The sequence below is a fragment of the Nonomuraea sp. NPDC049646 genome, assembly GCF_044465525.1.
Taxonomy (GTDB): Bacteria; Actinomycetota; Actinomycetes; order Streptosporangiales; family Streptosporangiaceae; genus Nonomuraea.
The window spans coordinates 109,194-121,005 of sequence record NZ_JBITLU010000018.1 but is presented as its reverse complement, the minus strand read 5'-3'; the positions used below and the strand labels follow the sequence as shown (position 1 = coordinate 121,005).

Annotated in this window: 8 protein-coding genes; 6 read left to right on the top strand and 2 right to left on the bottom strand. The window is 71.8% G+C overall.

Annotated elements, in window-relative coordinates:
- Positions 1-265 precede the first annotated feature (265 nt).
- Positions 266-1,801: an FHA domain-containing protein gene (locus ACIBQ8_RS40610; protein ID WP_397194701.1), complete on the top strand. Its 1,536-nt coding sequence runs from the start codon at positions 266-268 to the stop codon at positions 1,799-1,801.
- 473 nt (positions 1,802-2,274) lie between these two features.
- On the opposite strand, the gene ACIBQ8_RS40605 is transcribed toward ACIBQ8_RS40610, so the two are convergent.
- Both ACIBQ8_RS40605 and ACIBQ8_RS40600 read right to left on the bottom strand, forming a co-directional pair.
- Positions 2,275-2,745: a hypothetical protein gene (locus tag ACIBQ8_RS40605; RefSeq protein WP_397177414.1), complete on the bottom strand. Its 471-nt coding sequence runs from the start codon at positions 2,743-2,745 to the stop codon at positions 2,275-2,277.
- A 188-nt stretch (positions 2,746-2,933) separates the two neighbouring features.
- The gene (locus ACIBQ8_RS40600) at positions 2,934-4,025 is read right to left on the bottom strand and encodes a GNAT family N-acetyltransferase (protein ID WP_397177416.1); all 1,092 of its coding nucleotides are present in this window, start codon (positions 4,023-4,025) and stop codon (positions 2,934-2,936) included.
- A 55-nt stretch (positions 4,026-4,080) separates the two neighbouring features.
- On the opposite strand from ACIBQ8_RS40600, the gene ACIBQ8_RS40595 reads away from it, so the two are divergent.
- The 5 genes from ACIBQ8_RS40595 to ACIBQ8_RS40575 all read left to right on the top strand — a co-directional run bounded on the left by ACIBQ8_RS40595 (position 4,081) and on the right by ACIBQ8_RS40575 (position 11,760).
- Complete coding sequence (locus ACIBQ8_RS40595; protein ID WP_397177418.1) at positions 4,081-4,932, top strand: tRNA (adenine-N1)-methyltransferase; 852 nt, start codon at positions 4,081-4,083, stop codon at positions 4,930-4,932.
- Between the two features lie 204 nt (positions 4,933-5,136).
- The gene (arc, locus tag ACIBQ8_RS40590; RefSeq protein ID WP_352326893.1) at positions 5,137-6,900 is read left to right on the top strand and encodes a proteasome ATPase; all 1,764 of its coding nucleotides are present in this window, start codon (positions 5,137-5,139) and stop codon (positions 6,898-6,900) included.
- A gap of 378 nt (positions 6,901-7,278) precedes the next feature.
- Entirely contained in the window at positions 7,279-9,537 is a 2,259-nt protein-coding gene (hypF, locus tag ACIBQ8_RS40585; RefSeq protein ID WP_397194700.1) for a carbamoyltransferase HypF, read from the top strand.
- Between the two features lie 57 nt (positions 9,538-9,594).
- Entirely contained in the window at positions 9,595-10,614 is a 1,020-nt protein-coding gene (locus tag ACIBQ8_RS40580; RefSeq protein ID WP_397194699.1) for a pyridoxal-phosphate dependent enzyme, read from the top strand.
- Between the two features lie 66 nt (positions 10,615-10,680).
- Positions 10,681-11,760, top strand: a complete 1,080-nt coding sequence (locus ACIBQ8_RS40575; RefSeq protein WP_397177425.1) for an acyltransferase family protein — start codon at positions 10,681-10,683, stop codon at positions 11,758-11,760.
- Positions 11,761-11,812 lie beyond the last annotated feature (52 nt).

Sequence of the window (11,812 nt, the reverse complement as noted above, 5' to 3'; positions counted from 1 at the left end):
GGCGATTTCGATGCCAGGACGGCAGGCCGATAGTCTTCTGTTTGGCCGAACTTGCACAGTAGACGGGTTGGTCGTGGTCCACCGGTTCACCGAATCGAGACGCCTGGGCCGCGACACGGCGTCGTCGTCTGGGTATGCGTATGGCTGGTGGCCGGCACGGCAGTGCGGGTGCCGTAACACCGCCGGCTTCCGGGGAGGAGAGTTGAGTGACCGAGCGCAGCGAGGGCACCGATGAGCGCAGCACGGTCGTCATGAGGGAGGGCGCATGAGCGGCCAGGGCTTCGGAGTGGTGCGTCCCCTTCCCGGCGACGGGCTGGTCGCCTACATCGGCGGCCTGCTGCTGGTGTGCGACGCGGGCGAGGCGGCCGCCGACGGCCTGATCGAGGCGCTGCGCGAGACGGCGGCCTCCGGCGGCGACGGCCGGGCGCTGGCCCGCCGCGCGGCGCAGGTGCTGGCCGCCAACATGGCGGGCGACCCGGCCACGTGCGCGGTCGCCGGTCCCGTGGGCGGCGGCGTGGCCGTCCTGGTCAGCGGCTCGGCCTCGGCCTCGGTCAGCACCTCCGGCGGCGAGACGCGCCTGGCCGGCAGCGACTCCCTCACCTGGGCCGACCGGCTGATCAGCGGCCCGGTCGAGCGCGTCGAGCTCACCCTGCCCGGCGCCGGCGACGCCCATCCCGCGGTCGGCTTCGAGGGCGGCGTCGTCCACGGCGGCGGCCTGATCGGCGACCTCACCGACCAGCCGTCGCACGTCCGTCCCCAGGGGCGGGCGGCCGACCGGCCGCTCACCAGCGAGATGCCCAACACGGCCCTGCACATGGAGCCCGACCTGGCCCCGCCGCCCGAGCGGCCCGCCGAGCGGCCGGCCGAACGACCCGTCGAGCGGCCTCCCTACCCGCTGGCCGACCAGCCGCCGATCGTCCAGGGTCCGCCCTCGGGCGCGCAGGCCGGCGTCCCGCACCCGGGCCCCCAGCCCGGTCCCCACTCCAGCCCTCACTCCGGGCCGCCGTCGCTGGACCAGCCGCCGTTCGGGCACGAGCAGCCGCCCTTCGGCCAGGAGCAGGCCCCGTTCGGGCACGAGCAGCCGCCCTACCTCCCGCCCCAGGACCAGCCTCCCTTCCTGCCCGCGCAGGAGCAGCCCCACCCCGAGCCCCAGCAGTTCCCGTCCTACGACGAGCTGCCGCCGTCCGGCAACGGCATGGCCGACCAGCAGCAGCACATGGGCCCGCCCGATCACTTCGACCAGCCGGCCCCGCCCGTGCTCGGCCCGCCGGAGCACTTCGACCACCCGGGGCCGCCGCCGCAGGAGCAGCAGGGCGACCACGGCGACCGCCCGCTGGTCTACGGGGTCGACTGCAAGAACGACCACTTCAACGACCCCAGGGTGCCCTACTGCGCCGTCTGCGGCATCGCCCTGGTGCAGCGGACGCTGGTGCCGTACAAGGGGCCGCGGCCCTCGCTCGGCGTGCTCATCCTCGACGACGGCACGGCGCTGCCGCTGGAGAGCGACTACCTGCTGGGCCGTGACCCCGAGCGCGCGCCCGAGGTGGCGGGCGGCTCGGCCAGGCCCGCCAAGGTCACCAGCCCCGACGGCTCGGTCTCGCGCCGCCACCTGCGGGTGGCCCTCGACGGCTGGGACGTCAACCTGGTCGACCTGGGCTCGGTCAACGGCACCCAGATCCAGCCGCCCGGCGACCCCAACTTCTACGACATCCCGCCCAACGAGCCGGTCACCATCGCGCCCGGCACGACGGTGCGCGTGGGCGTCTCCCGCACGCTCCGCTTCGAGGCCCACCGGGGCTGATTCCGGCGCCCGTCCGCCCGCACCTCTTTTCCGGGGGTGCGGGCGTTCGTGTTTCCGGATAAGCGTTTACGAAATGCGCCGGGAATGGTCGGGGGTGAATGGGTGAGGGGAAATTCTCGGCGTCTGAGGGAGGGGTTAGTAAGGGTATTTCGTGGGCGCTGGGCGATATTTCGGGAAAAGTCAGGACCGGGTCCGCGGCCCTCTTCGAAAGAGAGATCCGGGCCGTCCCAAAGGGGGCGGCCGTGCCAATGAGCCGGCCGTCCCGAGGGGGCCGGAGTTCCTGAGATGCGGTCGGTCCGAGAGGGCAGGTGTTCCGAAGGTGCAGCCGTCTCGAGAGAGGCGGGCGTCCCGGAGGCGCTGCCCCTCTCCGAAGAGGTGGCTGGTCGGCAGGTGCATCGGTTCGAGGGGCGCGCTTCCCTGAGGTGGCAGCTCAGAAGGGGTGGCCGTGCCGACGAGGCGGTTGGGGTGGAGGGTCAGCTGGGGCGGAGGGCGCGGACGCCGCGCAGGAGCCGTACGGCCGCCTCCAGGCCCCGGGCCCCCTCCATCGCCCGCCCCGCCGCCGTCGCGTACCGGCTCAGCAGGTGTTCGTCCCCCTCCTGGAAACCCCGTCCCGCCACCCACACGAACGTGTGGTCGCGGACCTGCGCCGGCACCGGCACGGCCAGGAATCCCGGCTCGCCCATCGACTCGTCCCGCGCCAGCCGGAGCGACCCCTCCGCGGCGGCCAGCTCCTTCAGCACCCCGGACCCCGACAACCACCGCCGCACCCGCAGCGGGTCTCCCGGCGGCGCGTGGACGTGCAGCGGACGGGCGTCCCGCCGCAGCACGTCCACGTGGACGAACCCCGCGTACGCGGTCCCCGCCACGGCCGCCGCGGCGCGCGCGAGCCGATCGATCACGTCGGCGACCTCCAGGCAGGAGAACGCGGTGATGAGTTCACGCATGGCGATATCGACACGGTTGTTTGGCATCGCGGTGATTCCCTCGGGTGGAGGGCGAAGAGATCGCGCGGCCCGATCACGCGAAACTCCGAACGGTGCCCCGGAGTATCACCCTCGACGCGGCTCTTGACTACCCCTCAACAGGAAATTGCGATTTCTCCGCATTTCGCAGGCAGGGCCGGTCGAGCCGTTCACGACGGGCGCAGCCGCACCCACTCCACGTCGTCCGCCCGGGTGCCGTCGGGCTTCGGGAACAGCTCCCGGTGCAGGCTCTCCCTGCTGAAACCGGCACGTTCCAGCACCGCGTGCGAGGCCGTGTTCGCCACGTCGGTGCCCGCCACGACCCGGTGCAGGGCCGTGCGCGCGAACGCCCAGTCGACCAGCAGCCGCACCGCGCGGGTCATGAACCCCCTGCCGCGGAAGTCCGGAACCAGCGAGTAGCCGATCATGGCCTGCCCGAGCACGGGAAGGACCTGCATGAGCTGGAGGTGCCCGGCGAACGCGCCGGTGGCGGCGTCCCTGACCGCCAGTTCGATGCGCTGCCCGGTGACCCACCAGTAGCCGGTGCAGCGGCAGCGCTGCTCGTCCTCCTCCAGGGAGGCGGGCGGCGTCAGGGAGTAGGCGGTCACGCTCGGGTCGCACATCATCCGGTGGTACTCCGGGGCGTCCTCCACCGCGAGCGGCGCGAGCCGCACCACGCCGTCGGTCAGCTCGCCGCCGTCGAAGAAGGGCAGGTACGGCTCCTCGGCCGCCGCCGGCTCCCCGGCGATGCGCGCGAAGGAGACCAGGTCGACCCACCGCCCGTCGCGCAGCCGCTTGGCCCTGCGCCGCCGGCCCTCCTCGCGGAACCCGGCCCTGAGCGCGACCCTGAGGCTGGCCACGTTCTCCACCTCGGCCTGCAGCTCCACCCGGTGCACGCCCCGGTCGGTCAGCCAGTCGGACACCGCCCTGGCGGCCCGGGCGGCCACGCCCCTGCCGCGCGCCCACGGCGCCACCACGTAGCCGATCTCGGCCGTGCCCCAGCGGTCGGGCGGGCGGACCCCGATCGCGCCGGCGTACCGGCCGTCCTCGGTGACGGCCCACTCCGCGCCGCCCGACGCCCACTTGTCCTCGGCGAACTTCAGGTAGGCGCGGGCGTCCTCGATCCGGTACGGCGACGGCAGCAGCGGCAGATGCCGGGCGGTGACGGGATCGTCCATCATGCGCGCGATCGCCTCGGCGTCGGGGTCGGCGGGCATTCGCAGGATCAGGGGGCCGGTGGAGATCACGTCGCGCGGGAGCATTCCCCATAGATACCGCGCGTCCGCGCGCCCGAGAAACCCATATAACCTTGCCGCCATGGGTTTCCGCAGGCATGGGCCGTTCCAGGCAGGGGATCAGGTGCAGCTCACCGACCCCAAGAACAAGCGCCACACGATCACGCTCAAGCAGGACGGCGTCTTCCACACACACAAGGGCGCCATCCCGCACAGCGAGCTGATCGGGCAGCCTGAAGGCTCCGTCGTGCGGTCCTCCGGCGGCACCGCCTACCTCGCCTTCCGCCACCTGCTCCAGGACTACACGCTGGCGATGCCGCGCGGCGCGGCCGTCATCTACCCCAAGGACGCCTCGATGATCGTCGGCATGGCCGACGTCTTCCCCGGCGCGCGGGTGATCGAGGCCGGCGTCGGCTCCGGCGCCCTGACCTGCTTCCTGCTGCGCGCCGTCGGCCCCGAGGGCCACGTCACCTCCTACGAGCGCCGCGAGGAGTTCTCCGAGGTGGCCCGCAAGAACGTGGAGAAGTTCTTCGGCGACCCGATGGACGACAACTGGCGCCTGGTCGTCGGCGACCTGGTCTCCTCGATCGACGAGGCCGACGTCGACCGCGTCATCCTCGACATGCTGGCCCCCTGGGAGTGCGTCGACGCCGCCGCCAAGGCCCTCACGCCGGGCGGCGTCATCTGCTGCTATGTCGCCACCACCACCCAGATGTCCAAGACCGTGGAGGCCATTCGCGATCACGGGTGTTTCACCGAGCCTCATGCGTGGGAGACCCTGGTTCGCGACTGGCATGTCGAAGGGCTCGCGGTTCGTCCCGATCATCGGATGATCGGCCACACCGGCTTCCTCGTCAGCGCCCGCCGCATGGCAGACGGAGTGACGCCGCCACCGCGACGCCGCCGACCGAAGGGAACCACCGAGGAACTATGACAATTTGGCCACGAGGGTGCGTTGGTGCGTGACACGGGAACAGATCGCCGTGTTCATATGCTGGGAGTATTAAACGCACCATTGGGGATTATTCACCGAATACTGCATGTCACTCGACGAACACTGCCCGGCCAGGTTACGGAGGGGCCCGAGATAGGTAAGGTCCTTAGTAGTCGCCCTCGACTGGGAAGGAGGTGACGGGGCGTGGCAGCTCGCGATGATGCTGAGGCTCGAGCCGCGCAGCGCGAACGGGAGGTCGCTGATCTTTCAACACAGGTCTCCTTCCTCCAGGAGGAGATCACCGCGCTGAGGCGGAAGCTGGCCGAGTCACCCCGTCAGGCCAGAGTCCTCGAAGAGCGTCTCCATGAGGCACAGGCGAATCTCGCGGCCGTGACAGGCCAGAACGAGCGCCTGGTGGCCACACTCAAGGAGGCCCGGGACCAGATCGTCGCTCTCAAGGAGGAGGTCGACCGGCTGGCGCAGCCGCCGTCCGGCTTCGGCACCTTCCTTGAAGCCCGAGAAGACGGCACGATCGAGGTGTTCACCGGAGGGCGCAAGCTCCGGGTGAACGTCAGCCCCGCCGTCGACGTCGACTCGCTGAGGCGTGGCCAGGAGGTCATGCTCAACGAAGCACTCAACGTGGTCGAGGCGCTCGGCTACGAAGAGGTCGGCGAGATCGTCATGCTCAAGGAACTGCTGGACGAGGGCAGGCGGGCCCTGGTCATCTCGCACGCCGACGAGGAGCGCGTCGTGCGACTGGCCGACTCGCTGGTCGGCCAGCCCATCAGGGCCGGTGACTCGCTCCTGCTCGAACCCCGCTCCGGCTACGTCTACGAGCGCATACCCAAGTCCGAAGTCGAAGAGCTCGTGCTCGAGGAGGTCCCCGACATCTCCTACGAGGAGATCGGCGGGCTCATGCGGCAGATCGAGCAGATCAGGGACGCCATCGAGCTGCCCTACCTGCACGCCGACCTGTTCCGCGAGCACAAACTGCGTCCCCCGAAGGGCGTGCTGCTCTACGGCCCGCCCGGCTGCGGCAAGACGCTCATCGCCAAGGCGGTCGCCAACTCCCTGGCCAAGCAGGTCGCGGAGAAGACCGGCCAGTCCGGCAAGAGCTTCTTCCTCAACATCAAGGGCCCGGAGCTGCTCAACAAGTACGTCGGCGAGACCGAGCGGCACATCCGCCTGGTCTTCCAGCGGGCGCGGGAGAAGGCCTCCGAGGGCACCCCGGTGATCGTGTTCTTCGACGAGATGGACTCGATCTTCCGCACCCGTGGCTCCGGCGTCTCGTCCGACGTGGAGAACACCATCGTCCCTCAGCTGCTGTCGGAGATCGACGGCGTCGAGGGCCTGGAGAACGTCATCGTGATCGGCGCCTCCAACCGCGAGGACATGATCGACCCCGCGATCCTGCGGCCGGGCCGCCTGGACGTGAAGATCAAGATCGAGCGGCCCGACGCCGAGGCGGCCAAGGACATCTTCTCCAAGTACCTGCTGGCCGACCTTCCCCTGCACCCCGACGATCTGTCCGAGCACGGCGACTCTCGCGAGGCGACCATCCACGGCATGATCCAGAGTGTGGTGGAGCGCATGTACACCGAGAGCGAGGAGAACCGCTTCCTCGAGGTGACCTACGCCAACGGTGACAAGGAAGTCCTCTACTTCAAGGACTTCAACTCCGGCGCGATGATCCAGAACATCGTCGACCGGGGCAAGAAGATGGCCATCAAGCAGTTCCTGGAGAGCGGGCAGAAGGGTCTGCGGGTGCAACACCTGCTCACCGCCTGCGTCGACGAGTTCTCCGAGAACGAAGACCTGCCCAACACCACCAACCCCGACGACTGGGCCCGCATCTCCGGCAAGAAGGGCGAGCGGATCGTCTACATCCGCACGCTGGTCTCCGGCAAGCAGGGCACCGAGGCCGGCCGTTCGATCGACACGGTCGCCAACACCGGCCAGTACCTGTAGGGAACGTCTGGAAAGGGCCGCGCGGCCGCCCGCGCGGCCCTTTCCATGCCCGCCGGGCAAAGCGGCCCTATCCATGCCCGCCGGGCAAAGCTGTCTGGAAGAGACGGGGCCGGCTTCCCGAGGAGAGCGGGAACCCTCCGGGGTGACCTTCGGGGGAGGCGTCCGGGAGAGAGCCGGGGGAAGCCACCCGGGCCGGCGCGGGGGAGAGCCGGGGCGCTTCTCGGAGATGGGCGCGCGACTTCCGGGGAGACGGGGGCGTCCTCTTCAGGACAAAGCGTGCTTCTTCTTGAGGAGAGAGCGCGTGAGTTCCTGGGAGAAGGGGGCGCGACACGCGTCATCCGCCGTACAAGCCGCCCGGGTGAGGCGCACACTGGGCCTGTGACGGTCCGTAAGCGGGTGGACGTCCGCGTCGAAGGCGTCGTTCAGGGCGTGGGGTTCCGCCCCTTCGTGTATTCGCTGGCCAGCAGGCTCGGCCTGGCCGGCCGCGTGCGCAACGACGTCGAGGGGGTGTTCATCGAGGTCGAGGGCGCCCTGGCCGGGGTCGAGGAGTTCCTGACCGCGCTGGAGCGCGACGCGCCCGCCCTGTCGGAGATCGAGAGCGTCACGGTCGTCAGCGGCCCGCCCGCGGGGCACCGGGGCTTCAGCATCGCCGCCGGCGACCCGGCCGGCCCGCGCCGCGCCCTCGTCCCGGCCGACCTCGCCACCTGCGACGACTGCCTGCGCGAGCTGGCCGACCCGGCCGGCCGGCGCCACCGCTACCCGTTCATCGCCTGCGCCAACTGCGGGCCGCGCTTCACCGTCGTGCGCGGCGTGCCCTATGACCGGCTGCTGACCACCATGGCCCGGTTCGCGATGTGCGCCGGCTGCTCGGCCGAGTACCACGACCCCGGCGACCGTCACTTCCGCGCCGAGTCCACCTGCTGCCCGGCCTGCGGCCCGTCCCTGCGCCTGCTGGACGCCCGCGGCGCCGAGCTGTGCGGCGATCCGGTCACCGCCTGCGCGACCCTGCTGCGGGCCGGCCGCGTCGTCGCCGTCAAGGGGCTGGGCGGGTTCCATCTGGCCGTGCCCGCCGCCCACCAGGAGGCCGCCGCGGCGCTGCGGGCCCGCAAGCACCGCGCGGAGAAGCCGTTCGCCGTCATGGTCGCCGACCTCGACCAGGCCCGGCGGCTGTGCGCAGTCGACGGGCAGGGCGCCGCGCTGCTCACCGGCCGCGCGCGGCCGATCGTGCTGCTGCCCCGGCTGCCCGGCGCGCCCGTCGCCGACGCCGTCGCGCCCGGCAGCCGCGACCTCGGCCTGATGCTGCCCTGCACGCCGCTGCACCACCTGCTGCTCGCGGAGCTGGCCGAGCCCATGGTCCTGACCAGCGGCAGCGTCGGCGACGAGCCCATCGCCTACGAGGACGCCGACGCGGTCACCCGGCTCGGCGGCATCGCCGACGCCTTCCTCGTCCACGACCGGGCCATCCACGTCCCCGCCGACGACTCGGTGCTGCGTCCCTGGTCGGGCGGGCACACCGTGCTGCGCCGCGCCCGCGGCCACGCGCCCGAGCCGCTCACGCTGCGCCGTCCCGCGCCCCGGCCGGTGCTGGCCTGCGGCGCCGAGCTGCGCAGCACCTTCTGCCTGGTACGCGGCCGCCGCGCGTTCCTGTCCCAGCACATCGGTGACCTGGACGACCAGGAGACCCTGCGCTCCTTCGTCGAGGGCATCGACCACTTCTGCGGCCTGTTCGACATCCGTCCCGAGGTCGTCGCGCACGACCTCGACCCCGGCTACCTGTCCACCAGGCACGCCCTGGAGCTGACCGGCGTCGAGCTCGTCGGCGTCCAGCACCACCACGCCCACATCGCCTCCTGCCTGGCCGACAACGGCGAGACCGGCCCGGTGATCGGCGTGGCCCTCGACGGCCCCGGCCACGGCCTCGACGGCACGCTGTGGGGCGGCGAGTTCCTGCGCGCCGACCTGACCTCCTTCCACCGGCTCGGCCACCTGGCCCTGGTGCCGATGCCCGGCGGGGCCGCCGCGGTCCGCCAGCCGTGGCGCATGGCCGCCGCCTACCTGCGCGACGAGCACCCCGGCCTGGACGTCGTCCGCCGCAACGCCGCCCACTGGCCCGACGTGCTCGCCCGGACCCGCACCGGGCTCGGCGCGCCCATGACCTCCAGCGCCGGGCCGCTGTTCGACGCCGTCGCGGCGCTGCTCGGCATCCGGGACGCCGTCACCTACGAGGGGCAGGCGGCCGCCGAGCTCGAACAGCGCGCCGACCCGGCAGAGAGCGGCTCGTACCCGGCGACCATCACCGAGGGCGACCTGCTCGTCGTGCACGCCGCCGACCTGGTCCGGGCCGCCGCCGCCGACGTCGCGGCCGGGGTGGCCACCGGCTCGATCGCGGGCCGCTTCCACAACGGCGTGGCCGACGCCGTCGTGCGCTGCTGCGTCATGCTCAGGGACGGCACCGGCCTGAACACCGTGGCGCTGTCGGGCTCGGTGCTGCAGAACGCGCTGCTGCTCGAACGGGCCGTCGAGCGCCTGCGCGGTGCCGGGTTCCGGGTGCTCACCCACACCCGGGTGCCGCCCGGCGACGGCGGGCTCAGCCTCGGCCAGGCCGCCGTGGCCGCCGCCCGCGACCGCTCGTCGTGACATGCGGCCGGGCGCGCCCGCCAGGCACCCGGGAACGCCCGTCCTAGCATGGCGATCATGCACTTCTTCAACCCCGGCCGCACGCCCTACGCCGAACGCGACCGTGAGCTGATCGGTGTGGAGCACGCCCGGCTCGCCCGCGCCCACTTCGCCCGGCACCCCGCCTACCGGCCCACGCCCGTGCACACCCTGACCGATCTGGCCGGGGCGGGCACCGTGCACGTCAAGGACGAGAGCGGCCGCATGGGCCTGGGCAGCTTCAAGGCGCTCGGCGGGGCCTACGCCGTGCACCGGCTGTCCGAACGCGACGGCGGCGGCACCACGTACGTCTGCGCCAGCGCCGGCAACCACGGCATCTCGGTCGCGGCCGGGGCCAGGGAGCTCGGCGCGCACTGCGTCGTCTACCTCAGCGAGCAGGTGCCCGAGCCGTTCGCGCACCGGCTGCGCGCCCTGGACGCCGAGGTCCGCCGCGAGGGCGGCGACTACGACGCCAGCCTGGCCGCCGCCCTGCACGCCTCCCAGGAGCACGGCTGGCGCCTGGTCGCCGACACCTCCTGGGAGGGCTACGACGACATCCCCCTGGACGTCATGCGCGGCTACACCGTCCTGTTCGACGAGATCGAGATCCCGCCCACGCACGTGTTCGTGCAGGCCGGGGTGGGCGGGCTGGCCGCCGCCGCGGCCGGGTACGCGCGCGACCGCTGGGGCGAGCAGCCGCGGATCGTCGTGGTCGAGCCCGACGGCGCGCCCTGCCTGCTGGAGAGCGCCCGCGCCGGACGCCCGGTGCACGCGACCGGTTCGCCCACGCGCCTGGGCAGGCTCGACTGCCTGGAACCGTCCCTGATCGCCTTCGACCTGCTGAGCCGGCAGGCCGACCTGTTCCTCACCGTGTCCGACGCGCAGGCCGCCGAGGCCGCCGCGCTGCTGGCCGAGCGCGGGGTGGCGCTGTCGGAGTGCGGCGCGGCCGGGGCCGCCGGGCTGCTCACCCTCGATCCCGGGACCCGCGAGGCGCTCGCGCTGGGCCCGGCGGCCCGCGTGTTGCTGGTGGGAACAGAGGGACCTGTGGAACCAAAGTGATCAGCGGGTCGTCAAAGGGGCGTGCATCAAGCTAACCGGCCAAAGCATGCTCGGGGAGACGGCCGGTTGGCCGAGCTCGACCTGCTGCGTTTCCTCGCCGCCCTGGCGGTCGTCGCCTTCCACTACCTGGTGGCCTTCGCCTCGGTCTGGGGGGCCAGGCCCGCCGCGCTGTTCCCCGCGGTGGCGCCCTTCGCCGGGCTGGGCATCCTCGGCGTCGAGCTGTTCTTCGTCATCAGCGGGTTCGTCATTCTCATGACGGTGTGGGGGAGGGGCCTCGGGGCGTTCGCGCGGTCGCGGCTGGTGCGGCTCTACCCGGCGTACTGGCTGAGCCTCGGCGCGGTGGCGGCCCTTTACGGGCTGACCGGCGCCACCGCGCTGGACCCAAAACTTTCACCAGGCCAGTACCTGGTGAACGCCACCATGTTCCAGCGGCTGTTCAAGGTGGCCGACGCCAGCGGCGTCTACTGGTCGCTCTGGGCCGAGCTGCGGTTCTACCTGCTGATCGCGATCCTGGTGATCGCCGGCGTCACGTACGGGCGCGTGCTGGTGTTCTCGGGCGTCTGGCTGGCCGCCGCGCTGGCCGCCAGGTTCGTGGAGAACGACCTGCTGAACGAGATCGTCATGCCCGACTACGCCCCCTACTTCGTCGCCGGCATGGCCTTGTATCTCATCCACCAGAACCGCAAGGCCCTGCTCCCGTGGCTGTACGTGGCCGCCGGATACGCCATGGCCATCCCCGCCGCGCTGGGCCGCGTGCACCGCCGCATCGACGCCGCCGGGTTCAAGAACATGCCCGTCACCGATACCAGCGTGATCGTCACGCTCACCCTGATCTTCGCCGCCATGGCCCTGGTCGCCCTCGGCCTGATCCGCCTCAAACCCTCCAGGACGCTCACCGCGCTCGGCGCCACCACTTACCCGCTTTACCTCTTCCATGGGGTCGCCGCGGCGGCGCTCATCCCGCTGCTCACCGGCGACCTGCCCCCCTGGACGGTGGCCCTGGTCACGACTCTGGCCGCCGTCGTGCTGTCGTATCTGATCTACTCCTTTGCCGAACGGCCCATCCAGCGACTCCTCAAGCCCCGCAGATCACCGCAAACCACAACAAGCTCCGCCGTACAGATTCAGAAGGCGTCGGTGCCATAACTCTGTGGCCTCGGGGCACTGTGAAGGGCATAGGCTCGGGCATATAAACGGC

What these genes read in the sequence shown, in the direction of transcription:
- ACIBQ8_RS40605 (WP_397177414.1), bottom strand. Translation starts at nt 2,745, where the DNA reads ATGCGTGAACTCATCACCGCGTTCTCCTGCCTGGAGGTCGCCGACGTG.
- ACIBQ8_RS40600 (WP_397177416.1), bottom strand. Translation starts at nt 4,025, where the DNA reads ATGCTCCCGCGCGACGTGATCTCCACCGGCCCCCTGATCCTGCGAATG.
- ACIBQ8_RS40595 (WP_397177418.1), top strand. Translation starts at nt 4,081, where the DNA reads ATGGGTTTCCGCAGGCATGGGCCGTTCCAGGCAGGGGATCAGGTGCAG.
- ACIBQ8_RS40610 (WP_397194701.1), top strand. Translation starts at nt 266, where the DNA reads ATGAGCGGCCAGGGCTTCGGAGTGGTGCGTCCCCTTCCCGGCGACGGG.
- ACIBQ8_RS40580 (WP_397194699.1), top strand. Translation starts at nt 9,595, where the DNA reads ATGCACTTCTTCAACCCCGGCCGCACGCCCTACGCCGAACGCGACCGT.